The 15,305-nt window shown below is 68.4% G+C and carries 15 protein-coding genes; 7 read left to right on the forward strand and 8 right to left on the reverse strand.

The window, feature by feature from the left end:
* Positions 1-28 precede the first annotated feature (28 nt).
* The 5 genes from nadD to CPBF1521_RS15765 all read right to left on the reverse strand — a co-directional run bounded on the left by nadD (position 29) and on the right by CPBF1521_RS15765 (position 6,526).
* Positions 29-751: a nicotinate-nucleotide adenylyltransferase gene (nadD, locus tag CPBF1521_RS15740; protein ID WP_181901277.1), complete on the reverse strand. Its 723-nt coding sequence runs from the start codon at positions 749-751 to the stop codon at positions 29-31.
* Between the two features lie 179 nt (positions 752-930).
* Positions 931-1,959 carry a DNA polymerase III subunit delta gene (gene holA, locus CPBF1521_RS15745; protein WP_104581906.1) on the reverse strand — a complete coding sequence of 343 codons (1,029 nt, stop codon included), beginning with the start codon at positions 1,957-1,959 and terminating at the stop codon, positions 931-933.
* A gap of 185 nt (positions 1,960-2,144) precedes the next feature.
* A complete protein-coding gene (locus CPBF1521_RS15750) occupies positions 2,145-2,786 on the reverse strand; it encodes an LPS-assembly lipoprotein LptE (RefSeq protein ID WP_104648057.1) in 642 nt (213 codons plus the stop codon).
* A gap of 413 nt (positions 2,787-3,199) precedes the next feature.
* Positions 3,200-5,842 (reverse strand): leucine--tRNA ligase, encoded by a 2,643-nt coding sequence (gene leuS / locus CPBF1521_RS15760; protein WP_104648059.1) that lies wholly within the window; start codon positions 5,840-5,842, stop codon positions 3,200-3,202.
* Between the two features lie 72 nt (positions 5,843-5,914).
* The gene (locus CPBF1521_RS15765; RefSeq protein WP_104581902.1) at positions 5,915-6,526 is read right to left on the reverse strand and encodes a DUF998 domain-containing protein; all 612 of its coding nucleotides are present in this window, start codon (positions 6,524-6,526) and stop codon (positions 5,915-5,917) included.
* Between the two features lie 206 nt (positions 6,527-6,732).
* On the opposite strand from CPBF1521_RS15765, the gene trxA reads away from it, so the two are divergent.
* The 3 genes from trxA to CPBF1521_RS15780 all read left to right on the forward strand — a co-directional run bounded on the left by trxA (position 6,733) and on the right by CPBF1521_RS15780 (position 9,250).
* Complete coding sequence (gene trxA / locus CPBF1521_RS15770; RefSeq protein WP_115677742.1) at positions 6,733-7,590, forward strand: thioredoxin; 858 nt, start codon at positions 6,733-6,735, stop codon at positions 7,588-7,590.
* Positions 7,591-7,710: 120 nt separating this feature from the next.
* On the forward strand, positions 7,711-8,160 hold the full coding sequence (locus CPBF1521_RS15775; RefSeq protein ID WP_104582204.1) for a DUF4442 domain-containing protein: 450 nt from the start codon (positions 7,711-7,713) through the stop codon (positions 8,158-8,160).
* A 184-nt stretch (positions 8,161-8,344) separates the two neighbouring features.
* The gene (locus CPBF1521_RS15780; protein ID WP_104582203.1) at positions 8,345-9,250 is read left to right on the forward strand and encodes a peptidylprolyl isomerase; all 906 of its coding nucleotides are present in this window, start codon (positions 8,345-8,347) and stop codon (positions 9,248-9,250) included.
* Positions 9,251-9,296: 46 nt separating this feature from the next.
* Here CPBF1521_RS15780 and CPBF1521_RS15785 read toward each other — a convergent pair whose 3' ends face one another.
* Positions 9,297-10,184 (reverse strand): DMT family transporter, encoded by an 888-nt coding sequence (locus CPBF1521_RS15785; protein WP_104581901.1) that lies wholly within the window; start codon positions 10,182-10,184, stop codon positions 9,297-9,299.
* A gap of 170 nt (positions 10,185-10,354) precedes the next feature.
* On the opposite strand from CPBF1521_RS15785, the gene CPBF1521_RS15790 reads away from it, so the two are divergent.
* The 3 genes from CPBF1521_RS15790 (at position 10,355) to CPBF1521_RS15800 (ending at position 11,965) form a co-directional block, all read left to right on the forward strand.
* Positions 10,355-11,347 carry a LysR substrate-binding domain-containing protein gene (locus tag CPBF1521_RS15790; protein WP_115677582.1) on the forward strand — a complete coding sequence of 331 codons (993 nt, stop codon included), beginning with the start codon at positions 10,355-10,357 and terminating at the stop codon, positions 11,345-11,347.
* 66 nt (positions 11,348-11,413) lie between these two features.
* Positions 11,414-11,581 (forward strand): hypothetical protein, encoded by a 168-nt coding sequence (locus CPBF1521_RS15795; RefSeq protein WP_235858470.1) that lies wholly within the window; start codon positions 11,414-11,416, stop codon positions 11,579-11,581.
* Between the two features lie 90 nt (positions 11,582-11,671).
* Positions 11,672-11,965: a hypothetical protein gene (locus CPBF1521_RS15800; RefSeq protein WP_104581898.1), complete on the forward strand. Its 294-nt coding sequence runs from the start codon at positions 11,672-11,674 to the stop codon at positions 11,963-11,965.
* Positions 11,966-12,168: 203 nt separating this feature from the next.
* Here the strand turns inward: CPBF1521_RS15800 and CPBF1521_RS15805 are convergent, their stop codons facing one another.
* Together CPBF1521_RS15805 and CPBF1521_RS15810 are read right to left on the reverse strand one after the other, a co-directional pair.
* Entirely contained in the window at positions 12,169-12,972 is an 804-nt protein-coding gene (locus CPBF1521_RS15805) for a DUF4349 domain-containing protein (RefSeq protein ID WP_104581897.1), read from the reverse strand.
* The gene (locus CPBF1521_RS15810; RefSeq protein ID WP_115677584.1) at positions 12,969-13,319 is read right to left on the reverse strand and encodes a GFA family protein; all 351 of its coding nucleotides are present in this window, start codon (positions 13,317-13,319) and stop codon (positions 12,969-12,971) included. Before CPBF1521_RS15810 ends, CPBF1521_RS15805 begins: the two co-directional genes overlap by 4 nt.
* A 97-nt stretch (positions 13,320-13,416) precedes the next feature.
* Between CPBF1521_RS15810 and CPBF1521_RS15815 the strand changes: the two genes are divergently transcribed.
* A complete protein-coding gene (locus CPBF1521_RS15815; protein ID WP_115677743.1) occupies positions 13,417-15,222 on the forward strand; it encodes a DUF885 domain-containing protein in 1,806 nt (601 codons plus the stop codon).
* The last annotated feature ends 83 nt before the right edge of the window (positions 15,223-15,305 follow it).

Here is a 15,305-nt window from a genome sequence, read left to right on the forward strand (position 1 = left end):
TTATAGGCCGGTCCGGCCGGCTGCGTGTTCAGCGAGTCGGCAGCGCATCGCCGTACAGGCCTTCGTGCACGATGAAGGCCGCCACCGACGCCGGCACCAGCGCCTGCCAGTCGCTGCCGCCGGCGATGCGCGCGCGCACGGCGCTGGCCGATTCGCCGCGCAACGGCTGATGCAGCCGCCACAGGCGACCGGCCGGGGCAGTGCCCAGTTCGCTGGCGCTGGCAGTCCACCTGCCCTGCACCGCCTGGGCAAGCTGAGGCGCCTGGCCCAGATCCAGCGGTGCGCCTGGACGCTCGGCAACGACGAAATGCGCCAGTTCGAACAAGGCCTGCCAGTGATGCCAGCTGCTCAGCCCGACGAAGGCATCGGCACCGAGCAGCCAGGCGATCGGTGTCGTGGGGCCGAGTTCGGCGCGTAGTTCGCGCAAGGTATCGACGGTGTAGGACGGCGCGCCCCCCTGGCCGGCGCGGCGAAGTTCGCGGGTGTCCAGCACCAGCCCGGGTTTGTCGGCCAGCGCCAGCTCCAGCATGCGGGCGCGCTGCGCAGCGGTGGCGCCGGGCGCGGGGCGGTGCGGTGGGTCGGCGGCCGGTACCAGATGCACCCGCGCGCCCAGCTCGTCGCGCGCGGCGCAGGCGATGGCGAGATGGCCCAGGTGGATCGGATCGAAGGTGCCGCCGTAGTAGAGGTGGAGCCGGGAGTCGGGAGTCGGGATTGGTGAATCGGGGTGAGGCCGGGAATCGGGAGTCGGGATTGGGGAATCGGAAGAGCGCGGGTTCGGCGCTGCCGGGTGGGCGTTGGTGGGCGGCGAGGTGGAGGCCGCGCTGCCGGGGGTGGCCGCAGCTGTGGCCTGGCCGGGGGGTGCGCTGCGTGGGCAGACGGGGCGCGCATCCTTGGCGCAGGCGCGGTCTCCGGAGGCGGCATCGCCGGCGTTCACACCAGCAATCTCACCGCGCGGGCTTCGGCCACGGCCACCAGCAGGCGTTCCAGGCCGACCCAGGGGTCGCCGTCGGCGCGGCCCTTGGCCATGCGGTCGACCCGCGAGGCTTCGGCGACGAAGCGCTCCCAGCGACGTGGCTCGGGGTGCCGCTGCAGCGCGCGCTTGAACGGCGCCTGGCGCGATTCCCACAGGCCCTGCGCCTTCATTTCGGCAGCGAGGTTGCCGCCGTTGGCCTGCACTTTGGCCAGGGCCGCGGTACGCAGCAGTTCCTTGATCAGGATCGGCATCAGTGCGGCCACCGCCTCGCCTTCGGCGCGCAGGCCGGCCAGCATGCGGATCACTGCGGCCGGTTGCCCGGAAAACGTGGTTTCGGCCAGACGGAACACGTCGTAGCGCGCGGCATCGGCGACCAGCGATTCCATCGCCTCCAGGTCCAGCACCTTGCCATCGGCCAGCAGCACCAGCTTGTCGATTTCCTGTGCAGCGGCCAGCAGGTTGCCTTCCACCCGCTCGCTCAGGCGCTGCACGGCGGCAGCGTCCGCACGCAGGCCGTGGCTGCGCAGGCGGCGCTCGATCCAGTCGGAGAGCTCGTGCGGCTTGATCGCCCAGGCCACCGCAATGGTGCCGATGCGGCCGACCGCATCGGCCCACTTGCCCTGGTGCGCCTTGCTCCAGTCGTTGGCGGTGATCAACAGCACCACATCCGGCGGCGGGTTGGCGCAGAAGCGGGTGATGACCTCGGCGCCGTCCTTGCCCGGCTTGCCGCTGGGCAGGCGCACTTCCACCAGCCGGCGCGGACTGAACAGGCTGGGCGCGTTGAAGGTCGCATCCAGCTGGTTCCAGTCGAACTCCCGCCCGTCGGCATCGAAGACCTCGCGTTCGCTGATGCCTTCGGCACGCGCCCGTGCGCGCACCGCATCGGCCGCTTCCAGCACCCGCAAGGTTTCCGGGCCGGCGATCAGGTACACCGGCTGCAACGGTTGGTTGGACTGGCCGGCCAGCTGTTCTGGACGAAGTTCCATGACTACGGAAGTTCCATGACTACGAGAACACGCGCGACTGGACCGTTACCGACAAGACCGCGTCGGCGGCGGCCGTCGCGGCATGGTCAGCGCGCGGCAAACGCGACATGCGCCTGGCGCACGCCAGTTCCGGACACCGGGCGCGGCTGCCCGGCAGATGCGCGGACGGGCTGATCACCGGCTGCTCAGTTATTGGACGAGGACGCCGGCGGCAGCGACGCCGGCACGCTCGATTCCGGCGTGGACGGCTGCACGGGCGGCGTGGCGGCCGGCGGCAGCGGCGCGCTCGGCGTGCTTTCCAGGCTCTCGCCACGCTGCACGCGGGCGCGCACCACGCTGTCGATACGGCGCAGGATCGAGGCGGACATGTCCTTGCGCAATTCGTCGGCGAGGATCTCGCGCTCGGTCGCGGTACCGGTGGCGTCCACCGGTGGCGACACGTAGTCGCGCGACAGCTCGATCACCTGCTGCGGCACCAGCACCGAGCCGTTGGCGGTGGTGACGGTGAAGATGGCGGCGTAGCGCAGGCTGTATTCCTGCGCACGGCCCTGGCTGTCGATGGCGATCGGCAGATCGCCCCAACGCTCGGACAACACCTGCACCTGCGCGAAGCCGGTCTTGGCATCTTCGTCGGCCAGGGTGGCGCCGGCAGCCTTGAGGCCACGCCGCAGCAGCTTGGCCAGCTCGCTGTACTGCACCGCGGACTGCACCTTTACCGCGGGCGTATCCGGCGGCAGCGCCAGCGAGTTGCGCAGATGGAAGCCGCAGGCGGTGAGGCTCGAGACGAGCACGAGGGACGCAGCGAAGGCAGTAGGGAATCGAATCATGGGCACAGTCTGGATGAGCGCCCCGGCGGCGGCAACAGGCGGCTAGCCTGCCCGACACCGCGTGAACGGGGCTTGAGAGGGCGCGGCGAAAAAACGCCGCGCCCAGGAATGAAAAACGCGTTGCCACGCGCCGGTGCAGTGAATGACCAGGAGCCACCCCGGCAATCTCGCCTGCACGTCGCCAAGCGCGCCTGAAATGAAGGACAAGGAACCATCGCGGAAACGTCACCCATGCGTCGCAACGCACCAGTGCAGTCAATCGCAGAGACCCCCTGCAGCACCCCCGACCCGCGCAACAGCACGCGCCAGTGCGACACGTTGCCGACAACGCCGCAGCGACCTCGCACCGCGTCGCCACGCCGCTCCGGGACACTGCCCGAACCGGCAATGGCGACCTAGCCGATCAGCGACGATCAACCCGCCACGATATTCACGATCTTGCCCGGCACGATGATGATCTTGCGCACGCTCAGCCCTTCCAGGAACTTGGCCGCGTTCGGCTCGGCCTGGGCCAGCGCTTCGATCTGCTCGCGTCCGGCATCGGCAGCGACCTCGATGGTACCGCGCAGCTTGCCGTTGATCTGCACCGCCAGGGTCAGCGCGTCGCGCACCAGCGCGGCGGCATCGACCTGCGGAAACGCGACATCTTCCAGCAGCGTCTCGTCGCGGCCCAGCACCTGCCATAGGGCGTGGCTGGCGTGCGGGGTGATCGGGTTGAGCAGCAGCACCATCGCTTCCAGGGCTTCCTGGCGCACTGCACGCCCCTGCGCGCTGGCATCGTCGAACTTGGCCAGCGCGTTGGACAGTTCCATCACCGCGGCAATGGCGGTGTTGAAGCTGTGGCGGCGGCCGTAGTCGTCGTCCACCTTGCCGATGGTTTCGTGGGTCTTGCGGCGGATCGCCTTCTGCTCGGCGTTCAGCGCGGCGGCATCCAGTGCAGCGGCGGCGCCCTCGCCCACATGCTTGTGCACCTGCACCCACAGCCGGCGCATGAAGCGCGCCATGCCATCGACGCCGGCCTCGTTCCATTCCAGCGACTGCTCCGGCGGTGCGGCGAACATCGAGAACAGCCGCACGGTGTCGGCGCCGTACTTGGCCACCATCGACTGCGGGTCCACGCCGTTGTTCTTGGACTTGGACATCTTCTCGGTGCCGCCGATGTGCACCGGCTGGCCATCGGCGATCAGTACCGCGCCGGTGACGCGGCCGCGCTCGTCGCGCTGGATCTCCACGTCGGCCGGATTGATCCAGTCCTTGCCGCCGTTGTCGGCATCGCGGTAGAAGGTGTCGGCGATGACCATGCCCTGGGTAAGCAGGTTGGTCACCGGCTCGTCGCTGTCCACCAGCCGCGCGTCGCGCATGAGCTTGTGATAGAAGCGGAAGTACATCAGGTGCAGGATCGCGTGCTCGATGCCGCCCACGTACAGGTCGGCCGGCATCCAGTAGTTGGCACGGCGATCGACCATGTCGCGCGCGTTGGGGCTGGTGTAGCGCGCCACGTACCAGCTCGACTCCATGAAGGTGTCGAAGGTGTCGGTCTCGCGCTCGGCCGGGCCGCCACAGTCCGGGCAGGTGGTCTGGCGCCAGGTCGGGTCGGTCTTGATCGGCGACCCGGTGCCGGAAAATTCCACGTTTTCCGGCAGCACCACCGGCAACTGGTCTTCCGGCACCGGCACCGCGCCGCACTTGGCGCAGTAGATCACCGGGATCGGGCAGCCCCAGTAGCGCTGGCGGCTCACGCCCCAGTCGCGCAGGCGGTAGTTGACCCGACGCTGGCCCTGGCCCTTGCGCTCGAAGCGCTCGGCCAATGCCTCGAAGGCGCCGCCGAAATCCAGGCCGTCGAACTCGGCCGAATTGATCAGCTCCAGCGGGCGGCTTTTGTCGGTGTACCAGTCGCGCCACTGGGTGGCATCCCAGGTTTGCTCTTCTTCGTTGCGCGGCTCGCGCAGCTTGACCACCTGCACGATCGGCAGCGCGTACTTGTTGGCGAACTCGAAATCGCGCTGGTCGTGGCCCGGTACCGCCATCACCGCGCCGGTGCCGTAGCCCATCAGTACGAAGTTGGCCACCCACACCGGCACCTGCTCGCCGCTGATCGGATGCACCGCGGTCAGGCCCGTGGCCATGCCGCGTTTTTCCTGGGTTTCCAGCTCGGCTTCGGAGACGCCGCCGTGCTTGAGCGTTTCCAGCAGCGCCGCCAGTTCCGGATTGGACCTGGCCGCATGCAACGCCAGCGGATGCTCGGCGGCGATCGACACGAAGGTCACGCCCATCAGCGTGTCCGGGCGGGTGGTGAACACGCGCAGCGGATCCAGCGCGGTGCCGTCGGTGTCGCGCACGTCGAACTGGATCTCCAGCCCTTCCGAGCGGCCGATCCAGTTGCGCTGCATGGTCTTGACCGAGTCCGGCCAACCCTCCAGCTGGTCCAGGCCGTCGAGCAGTTCCTGCGCGTAATCGGTGATGCGCAGGAACCACTGCGGAATCTCGCGTTTTTCCACCAGCGCGCCGGAGCGCCAGCCGCGGCCGTCGATGACCTGCTCGTTGGCCAGCACGGTCTGGTCGATCGGGTCCCAGTTCACCACCGCGTTGCGGCGGTAGGCCAGGCCCTTGCGCATCAGCCGGGTGAACATGCGCTGCTCGTGCACGTAGTACTCGGGCGTGCAGGTGGCGAACTCGCGCGACCAGTCGATCGCATAGCCCAGCGACTTGAGCTGGCCGCGCATGTGGTCGATGTTGGCGTAGGTCCACTTGGCCGGCGCGGTCTTGTTCTTGATCGCCGCGTTTTCCGCCGGCAATCCGAACGCATCCCAGCCCATCGGCTGCAGCACGTTGTGGCCGGTCATGCGCTTGTAGCGGCTGACCACATCGGAGATGGTGTAGTTGCGCACATGGCCCATGTGCAGCGCACCGGACGGGTACGGCAGCATCGACAGGCAATAGAACTTCGGTTTGTCCGAAGTTTCGTCGACCTGGAAGGCGCGGGTGGCATCCCAGAACTGCTGGGCGGAGGTTTCGACCTGCTGCGGGTCGTAGGCGTTCGGTTCGACGGTGGACATTGGGAGCGGATGCTCGGGCGGTGCAAAGCGGCACAGGGTACCGCAGTGCAGCAGGTGCTCCAAACGCTCGCCTCAGCCGGCGGCTCTGGCCGGCCAGCGCCAGGCCGCCACGGCCAGCCAGCCGACCCAGGCCAGGAACGCCAGGCGCTGGGCGATCGCCTGCCGCAGCAGGCCCGGCGGGCCGAACGCCAGCACCGCCACCAGCAGCCCCGCCGCCAGGCTAAGCCACGCCAGGAGGCGGGTATTGGATTGGTTGAGCAGCGCGGCGGCGAGCAACAGCATGCCGGGCACGAAGGCCACCGCCCACAGCAGCCAGGCCGTGGCATGGGCCTGGCTGGCGCGCCCGTCCAGATCGGTGGGATCCAGCGGCAGCGCACCCATGCCGACAAAGGCCAGCCCGGCCAGCACGATCAACTGCCCGCCCACCCGCAGGCTCCAACTGGACCTGGCCGGCATGCGCGCCAGCAGGCTGACCCCGGTGGCCATGCCGAGCGCGCCGACCAGCACGAACGCCAGCAGGTTGAAGCCCAACGCATGCGGCACCCCGTTGGCACCGAGTAAGGCCACCGGATGGCTGGCCTGCAGGTAACCGGGCAGCGCCACGCCAAAGCCGGCCACCGCCAGCACGAATACGCTTGCCGCGACCAGGCCCAGGTAGCGCTGGGTGCCATCGATGCGTGTCATTGCCTTGCTCCAACGCCGGGCGCAGGCTGCGCCGCCAGGACGCGGCATTGTCGTGCCGGGCGCGCCTGGCGTGAACCCCTGCCGCCATGACGGCCGGCAGCATGGCGGCCGACCGCGCGCCGGCACGCCTGGCCACCGCCAGCCTTGTGTCGGCCCGGTTTGCCACCATTACCTCCCACTGTTGCCGCAATCACTTCTGGAAGCCCATGTCCGACAAGCCGCACGTATTCGATGCCACCACCGACACCTTCGAGACCGAGGTCCTGCAGAAATCGTTGACGACACCGGTACTGGTGGACTTCTGGGCTACCTGGTGCGGCCCCTGCAAGTCGTTGACGCCGATCCTGGAAAAGCTCGCCGCCGACTACAACGGCGCCTTCGAGCTGGCCAAGGTCGATGTGGACAAGGAGCAGCAGATCGCCGCCGCGTTCCAGATCCGCTCGGTGCCGACGGTGTTCCTGGTCAAGGGCGGCGAGCTGGTCGACGGCTTCCCGGGTGCGATGCCGGAAGGCCAGGTGCGCGAATTCCTCACCCAGCACGGCGTGCTGCCGGCCGAGGCGCAGGTGGTGGAAGACCTGCCGCCGGCCCCGCTCGAGCCGCAGGACCAGGTTGCCGCGCTGCGCGAGGCGATCGCTGCCGAGCCGGACAAGGACGAGCTCAAGCTGGATCTGGCGCTGGCGCTGCTGAAGACCGGCGACACCACCGAGGCCGAACAGTTGATCGACGCCCTGCCCGCCAACCTGGCCACCGACGACCGTGCGGTGCGCGCCAAGGCGCGGCTGGGCTTTGCCAATGTGCTCAAGGACGCGCCGGACGCCGACACCCTGCAGGCCGCCGTCGCCGCCAACGGCGCCGACCTGCGCGCGCGCCATCTGCTTGGCGTGCGCCACCTGCTCGACGGCAATGACGAAGCCGCGCTGGAGCAGTTCCTGGACATGCTGCGGCAGGACCGCGGCTTCGACGACAACCTGCCGCGGCGTAGCCTGATCGATGCGTTCCGGGTGATCGAAGACGAAGACCTGGTCGGCCGCTACCGCCGCAAGATGTCGTCGCTGGTGTTCTAGGCGCCGCGGGCACCACGGCGCCCGGCCTGCAGACCGGCCGGGCGCTGCCATCACCGGCACATGCTCCATACGCATGCGAATGGTATGCTGCGGGTCCGCCCCGCCATGGACCCTGGCCGCATGCGTGCTTCCCTGTTCAAGCTCGGTATCAACCTGTGGCCGCCGTACCTGTTTGCCGGGATCCACGTCACCGCGTTGTCGGCCGACTATCGCCATGCCCGCGTCGAGTTGCGCCAGCGGCCGTGGAATCGCAATTACGTCGGCACCCATTTCGGCGGCAGCCTGTTCGCGATGACCGACCCGTTCTGGATGCTGCTGACCATGCAGAACCTGGGGCGCGACTACTACGTGTGGGACAAGGCCGGCAGCATCGAGTTCGTCAAACCCGGGCGCGGCACGGTGAGCGCGGATTTCGTCATCGACGATAGCGTGCTGGGCGAGTTGCGCGATGCCACCGCCACTGGCGAGAAGTACCTGCGTTGGTTCGAAAACAGCGTGCACAACCGCGATGGCGAGGTCGTGGCACGCGTGCGCAAGCAGCTCTACGTCAAACGCAAGCCGGCGCGCTGACCGGCAGACCGGCGCGCGATTGCAGCGCCGGCGCATGCTGGGCACCGACCGACTCCTTTGGGCAGGCATGGGTCGGCCGGCATTCACGGCGCATACGTCGTCGATGGCGCGCGTTGCGAACCCGCACTTTGCGCCCCTGCGCGCATTGGTCAAGAATCAGGCTTCTTCCCGACTGGCTGCCTTCATGCTGCTGCGCACTGTTGCTTCCGCCTGCCTGCTTGCCCTGGTGTTACCCGCCGCCGCCAACGCGGCCTATCGCAGCCCGCAACAGATCCTGGACGCCTCGCCGGCCAGCGCATGGCGCGTGCTCGACCCCGAGCGCACGCTGTACCTGGAACTGGATGGCGGACGGGTGATCATCGAGCTGGCGCCGCAGTTCGCGCCCGCGCACGTGGGCAACATCCGCACGCTGGCGCACGAACGCTTCTGGGACGGTCTCAGCATCTATCGCTCGCAGGACAACTTCGTGGTGCAGTTCGGCGACCCGGATGGCGAGACGCCGGCCAAGGCCAGGTCGCTGGGCTCGGCCAAGACGCACCTGCCGGCCGAATTCGAACGCACCTCGCAAGGCCTGGACTTCCAGCGCCTGCCCGACAGCGATGGCTGGGCGGCGCAGGTGGGCTTTGTCGACGGCTTCCCGGTCGGGCGCGACAGCGCCAGCGGCAAGACCTGGCTGGCGCACTGCTACGGCACCCTGGGCGCCGGCCGCAACAACGACGAAGACAGCAGCATCGGCGCCGAGCTGTATGTGGTCACCGGGCAGTCGCCGCGCCAGCTGGACCGCAACATCACCGTGGTCGGCCGCGTGGTCAAGGGCATGGAGTTGCTCAGCGTGATCCCGCGCGGGCCGGACCCGATGGGTTTCTACGAAGATCCCGCGCAACGCTCGCCGATCCGTGCCATTCGCCTGGCCAGCGAGGTGCCCATGCCCGAACGCACGCCACTGCAGTTGCTGCGCACCGACAGCCAGACCTTCCGCGATGTGGTCGAAGCGCGCCGCAATCGCAGGGACGATTTCTACAAGCGCCCGGCCGGGCATATCGATCTGTGCAATGTGCCGTTGCCGGTGCGGGCGCCGCCTGCTGGCTAGTTCGGGATCGGGGATTCGGGATTCGTAAAAGCGGGCGCGCTTGTTTTCAGCGGGCGCGCTGGCTGAAGGCGACGCTGCCGAGGATCAGCACCGCGGCCACCAGCATGGTCCAGGTCAACGGCTCGCCCAGCAGCGACCAGGCCAGCAATGCGCCGAACACCGGCACCAGGTAGGTCACCGTGGAGGCGCGTGCCGGGCCGATGCGCTGGATCAGGCGGTAATACATCAGGAACGCCAACCCGGTGCACACCACGCCCAGCGCGGTGGCGCAGGCCCAGGCCACGGCCGGCACCGGCGTGGTCGGCCACTGCAACCAGGCCAACGGCGCCAGCAGCAGCGCACTGCAGCCCAGTGTGGACGCGGCCGATGCGGCCGGCGGCAAGTCGCCCATGTGGCGCTTCACCAGGTTGTAGCCGATGCCATACAGCAGCGACGCGGTGGCACCCGCCAGGGCCGCCGGGCCCACGCTCAACCCGGCCGACTTGCCGGTGGCCAGCACCAGCACGCCGATGAAGCCGACCAGCAAGGCCAGTGCGCGCCGCGTGCCGATCTTCTCGCCGAAGAACAGGAAGGCAATCAAGGCGGTGAACAACACCGTCATCGCATTGCAGATCGCACCGATCGCGGCCGGCGCGTGTTGCGCGCCCCAGGCGAACAGCAGGAACGGCAACGCGGAATTGAGCACGCCGATCGCCGCCAGCATCGGCCAGCGATGCAGCGGGAACCGCGCCCGCGCCAGCCACAGGAACGGCAACAGCACCAATGCCCCGAGCGCCAGGCGGATTTCCACCAGCGCCACGGTGCCGAACTTGGGTGCGGCCACGCGCATGAACAGGAACGAGCAGCCCCAGACGATGCCGAGAAACCCCAGCTCCAGCGGGGTGCGCCATTCGCGTGTGGCAACGCCCGGCTGCGGGGCCGGTTGCGCGCTCATTGCCCCACCTGCGCAGGCTGCCGTGATGTGCTGGAACCGCAGAAGACAACATCAGGCAGACAGACGGACATGGCACGATCATCGCGATGGGGTACTGCAGCATCGGTTGCAGCCGCAGGCGCGACAAGCGCGTAGTATCGAGGCGAGCCACAAATCTCACTCATGCCTCGATGAACCTGCGCCCCACCCTGTTGCCCGCGCTGGGCGTGTTCGCCGCCGCCGCGCGCCACCAGAACTTCGCGCATGCCGCCGAAGAACTGCATCTGACCGCCAGCGCGGTCAGCCATCACGTGCGCAAGCTCGAAGCGCTGCTGGGCGTGACCCTGTTCCAGCGCTTGCCGCGAGGGGTCAAGCTCACCGCGGAGGGGCGCCAATTGGCCGATGCGGCCACCGCTGCGCTGGCCGACATCGCCTCGGTGGCCGGCAACCTGCATCCGCGCGAAGACGCCATCCCGTTGCGTGTGACCACCCTGCGCTCGCTGTCGTACTGCTGGCTGTTGCCGCGGCTGCCGCGCTTCTGTCGCGCGCACCCGCATATCCGCATGGACCTGCAGTCGGACGCGGCATTTTCGCGCTTCGAGGAAGGCGGCCCCGACCTGGGCATCCGCTATGGCCAGGGCGCCTGGCCCGGATTGACCTCGCATCATCTGATGGACGACGAACTGTTTCCGGTGGCTTCGCCGTCGCTGCCGGAGGTCGCCGCGCTGCGCACGCCGGCCCAGATCGCACAATTGCCGCTGCTGAGCGACATGTCGCCACAGGGATGGCGTGACTGGTTCCGTGCCGCGCAGGTGCGCGGCACCACGCTGCCGCCGATGCACACCTTCAACGACAGCACCGACGCCATGCGCGCGGCGGTCTATGGCCTGGGCGCGGTCCTGGCACGCAAGCACATCGCCCAACCGTATCTGCAGCGCTACGAGCTGGTGCGCCTGCCCGGCCCCACCCTCAAGGCGCGCTACGCCTACTACATCGTGCATCCCAGCCATCGCGTGCCTGGACCTGCGGCAATGGCGTTTATCGACTGGCTCAAGCGCGAGGCCCTGGACGAGCGCACCCCGATGCCGGCGCTGCCGGCGGAGCTGGTGGCGTTGCCGGCGCGCGATACGGCGAGTGCGCCGCGTGTGCGTCGGCGATCGCGCAAGGCCTCGGCACACGAGTGACTGGAGCGGGCGCATGCGTCAGCTTCCGCGCTGCGCCGCGTGGACGCGCACACGATCGCGCTGACGATGGCCACGCAGGTCTGCTGCTGCAACCGGTTCGGCCACCTGCACATGGCTGCGATCCATCGCGTGCATCGTCACTACATCCTGCCGGCGATGTTGCGCGCGGCAGGCCAGCCTTTGCTGCATGTCGGGCAGCGGCCCGACGTCAGACGGCCGACCCGCCCGATGTGAATGAGCGCAGGCCGCGAGTGCCCTACACCATCACCTCGTTTTGTCCTGCCGGTGCCTAGGCTTTAGCTCCCCAATCCCTAGGACGTTCCCATGCCCACTCTTCGCATGCGTATCACCGGCACCGACGACGACGCGCGTGCCATCGCCAACCTGCTGCAGAGCATCGAAGGCATCGAGCACGTGGAAGAAGTCGACGATCTGATGCCGCACCTGGACGATGACGATTCCAGCTCGGCCGGCCTGTCCGACGACGAAGGTCCGGGCAGCCACGAATTCGAAGTGGAAGCCGGCAACGAAGCCACCGCGCAGAAGGTGCGCGACGCCGTGCAGGAACTGGCGCTGCGGCTGGATGTGTTTGTCGAATACGAATTCGACGAAGGCTGAGCGGGCGTCGTACCGACTGCGCCGCCCTTGCGCGCAGTCGGCGTGTGGCGATGGTGCACCGAGGCGCTGCGCAACCATCGCAGACGAACGGCTGCACCGCGCGTGACCTGCGAGCGCGCAACGCCTCGCGTCACTGTCTGAAACAAGCGCGTCTCCAACACATGCGCGGCTGGTGCGGCATCGCCGGCCAGCCGCGCGGCCGATCAGGACATCCGGCGCCGCCGCGCACGCCAGCGCCACGCCTGCAGCAGCAGCCAGCCAACGATCAGCCCGACCACCGCCACCGGCAGCAACGCCGCCACTGCGCGAATCACAAAGGCCACGCTGGACGCGAAGACCTGGCCGAACCCGGCGGCCGCCTCGGCGATTTCGCCCCTGCCCTGCTCGCCCCCGGTCCCACGGAAATTGAGCGTCAGCAGCTGGGTGCGCACGCGGCGTTGCTGCTGCGCGGCGTCCTGCTGGGCCTGTTGCGCCTCGGCTTCGATCTCGGCCAGCCGCTTGGACAGGGCCAGCAGATCGGTCACGGCCAGGTCGCGGCGTTGCTGCAGCTCGAGCAGGCGTGCGTGTTCTTTCTGCAGGCGCGCCTGCGCCAGACCGGTGTCGGCGATCTGCTGCGCCAGATCCTCGGCGCGCGTGCTGCGCGCGGCGACATCGCCATGCTGGCCGGCCAGTTGCACCAGCGGCTCGATGCCGTCGGGCACCACACGTACACTGACGCTGCCACTGGGGTCGCGGCCACCGGTCTGCTCGACCGCCAGCAGCGCGCAGTCGCCGAACTGCGCCGACTGGCAGGCAGTGCGAACCGCCACGATGCGTTGGCCGATCTGATCGGCCGGCAACTCGATCCGCACATCGTGCTCATACGCCAGCGCGTTGCCTTGCGCGGCAGGCGGTGCCGGTGCCGCAGCGCCGCCGTCTGCCGCCAGCTCTGCCGACTGCCTGGAACATCCGCTCAGCGCCCAGCCCAGCAGCAACCCGACCGCATACCGCTGCATCGCGCGCCTCATCGGCCGGCTCCGGCGACCGCATGCATGCTCGGCGCGGCCAGCTCCGGCACGCAGCGCAGCTTGACCACCAGAGCGGGCTCGCCGGCACCGGGGTGCATCCCCGCGCTGATGGGCGCACTACCGCACTGCCGGCAGTGGGAATGCTCGATCCGCTGCTGGTCGATGCGCCAGGCCCCCAGCGCCTGGGGCTCGCCCTGCAGGCGTGATTGCCTGCGCATGCCGAACCACGGCAGGCCGCCATGGCCACGGCCCAACGGGCCATTGCCGTGGTGCGCCCCGGTGATCGGCGCATCGGTTTCCAGCTCGAACGCGCTGCGTCCGCAATGACAGCTACCGGCGTGGTGCATGGTGATCCTCCTTGGAAGCGGCCACTCTAAACCAATGGCGGATGCGGACAAGCGCGCACATGCCTATGCTGGCCGATTGCTTCCATCGGGATCCACCATGCGTCAACGTCTGCTCGTCCTCGCCCTGCTCGCCGGCCTCGGCGCCTGCCAGCAACAGCCCCAATCGCCGCGCGCCGGCACCCCGGATGCCAGCGCCCAGGATGCGCAGACGCCGGATGCCCGCTTCGCGGCGCTGTCCAAGCGCGCGCTCGACACCTGGATGCAGCTGTCGCCGGTCACCGCCACCCAGACCGGCGATCACCGCTTCGACACGCAGATCGACGATCTGAGCAGCGCCGGCCGCCAGCGCAGCCTGGATGCCGGCAAGGCATTGCTGTCGGACCTGGATGCCATCGAAGTAGCCAAGCTGTCGCGCGAGAACCAGGTCGATGCGGCCATCTTGCGCAACCAGCTGCAATCGGAAATCTGGAACAGCGAGGTGCTGCAGAGCTGGGCCTGGGACCCGCAGGTCTACAACGGCCTGGCCGGCAGCGCGCTGTATGGCCTGATGGCACGCGACTTCGCGCCGCTGTCCGAGCGCCTGACCTCGGCCACGCAGCGCATGGAGAAGATTCCCGGCATCTTTGCGCAGGCGCGCGAAAACCTGGACCCGGCCCGCGTGCCGAAGATCCATGCCGAAACGGTGGCCAAGCAGAACAAGGGCATCCTGAGCATCGTCGACACCTTCATCGCGCCCAACATCGGCCAGCTCGGCCCGATCGAAGCGGCCCGCGCGCAGGCCGCCATCGACGCTCTGCGCAAGGCCGTGGCCGAGCAGCAGACCTGGCTGGAGACCGTGCTGGTGCCCAATGCCAAGGGCGATTTCCGCGTCGGTGCGCAACTCTACGATCAGAAGCTGAAATTCGCGCTGCTGTCGTCGCTGTCGCGCGGCGAGATCAAGCAGCGCGCCGAGTCCGAGCTCAAGCGCGTGCGCAGCGAGATGTACGGCATCGCCCGCACGGTGCTCAAGGACAAGCCCGGCGCACCGGCACTGCCCGAAACGCCCAACGACGACCAGCAGCAGGCCGCGATTGAGGCGGCGCTGGAACTGGCCTATGCCGACAAGCCGGCACGCGACAAGGTGGTGGACGATGCCAAGGCCGCACTGGCGCAGTCCACCGAGTTCGTACGCCAGAAGGATCTGATGACGCTGCCCGATTCGCCGGTGGACATCATCCTGATGCCGGAGTTCCAGCGCGGCGTGGCGGTGGCGTACTGCGATTCGCCCGGCCCGCTCGACAAGAATCTCAAGACCTTCTATGCGGTCTCGCCGATTCCCGACGACTGGAACGACAAGCAGGTCGATTCGTTCCTGCGCGAGTACAACAGCCGCATGATCCACCTGCTCAGCATCCACGAAGGCACCCCGGGCCATTACCTGGAAGGCTGGCATTCGGCCAAATTCCCCTCCACGCTGCGCGCGGTGCTGCGCTCGGGCATGTTCGCCGAAGGCTGGGCGGTGTACACCGAGCGCATGATGCAGGAACAGGGCTATCTGGATAACGACCCACTGTTCCACCTGGTGCAGCTCAAGTTCTACCTGCGCACCATCGCCAACGCCATCCTCGACCAGGGCGTGCATGTGGACGGCTGGGAGCGCGACAAGGCGATGCACCTGATGACCCACGACACCTTCCAGCAGGAGAGCGAGGCCTCGGGCAAGTGGGTGCGCGCGCAACTGTCGTCGGCGCAGCTGCCGACTTACTTCGTCGGCGTGCAGGAACATCTGGACACGCGCAAGGCGGTGCAGGACAAGCTGGGCGACAAGTTCAACCTGAAGGCATACCACGACCAGATGCTGTCCTACGGCGCCCCGCCGGTGCGCTTTGCACGCGAGCTGATGCTGGATCAGCCGATCGAGTGACCGATGCTTCTCCCGCACAAGGAAGAGCGGTTACTGCGGCGCTCATGCATGTCCCTTCTCCCGCACGCGGGAGAAGGTGACCC

Source organism: Xanthomonas euroxanthea (assembly GCF_900476395.1).
Taxonomy (GTDB): Bacteria; Pseudomonadota; Gammaproteobacteria; order Xanthomonadales; family Xanthomonadaceae; genus Xanthomonas; species Xanthomonas euroxanthea.

Bases quoted from the DNA above. Each gene is read 5' to 3' on its own strand.
- holA (WP_104581906.1), bottom strand. From the start codon at position 1,959: ATGGAACTTCGTCCAGAACAGCTGGCCGGCCAGTCCAACCAACCGTTG.
- CPBF1521_RS15750 (WP_104648057.1), bottom strand. From the start codon at position 2,786: ATGATTCGATTCCCTACTGCCTTCGCTGCGTCCCTCGTGCTCGTCTCG.
- leuS (WP_104648059.1), bottom strand. From the start codon at position 5,842: ATGTCCACCGTCGAACCGAACGCCTACGACCCGCAGCAGGTCGAAACC.
- CPBF1521_RS15765 (WP_104581902.1), bottom strand. From the start codon at position 6,526: ATGACACGCATCGATGGCACCCAGCGCTACCTGGGCCTGGTCGCGGCA.
- trxA (WP_115677742.1), top strand. From the start codon at position 6,733: ATGTCCGACAAGCCGCACGTATTCGATGCCACCACCGACACCTTCGAG.
- CPBF1521_RS15775 (WP_104582204.1), top strand. From the start codon at position 7,711: ATGCGTGCTTCCCTGTTCAAGCTCGGTATCAACCTGTGGCCGCCGTAC.
- CPBF1521_RS15780 (WP_104582203.1), top strand. From the start codon at position 8,345: ATGCTGCTGCGCACTGTTGCTTCCGCCTGCCTGCTTGCCCTGGTGTTA.
- CPBF1521_RS15785 (WP_104581901.1), bottom strand. From the start codon at position 10,184: ATGAGCGCGCAACCGGCCCCGCAGCCGGGCGTTGCCACACGCGAATGG.
- CPBF1521_RS15790 (WP_115677582.1), top strand. From the start codon at position 10,355: ATGAACCTGCGCCCCACCCTGTTGCCCGCGCTGGGCGTGTTCGCCGCC.
- CPBF1521_RS15795 (WP_235858470.1), top strand. From the start codon at position 11,414: ATGGCCACGCAGGTCTGCTGCTGCAACCGGTTCGGCCACCTGCACATG.
- CPBF1521_RS15800 (WP_104581898.1), top strand. From the start codon at position 11,672: ATGCCCACTCTTCGCATGCGTATCACCGGCACCGACGACGACGCGCGT.
- CPBF1521_RS15805 (WP_104581897.1), bottom strand. From the start codon at position 12,972: ATGAGGCGCGCGATGCAGCGGTATGCGGTCGGGTTGCTGCTGGGCTGG.
- CPBF1521_RS15810 (WP_115677584.1), bottom strand. From the start codon at position 13,319: ATGCACCACGCCGGTAGCTGTCATTGCGGACGCAGCGCGTTCGAGCTG.
- CPBF1521_RS15815 (WP_115677743.1), top strand. From the start codon at position 13,417: ATGCGTCAACGTCTGCTCGTCCTCGCCCTGCTCGCCGGCCTCGGCGCC.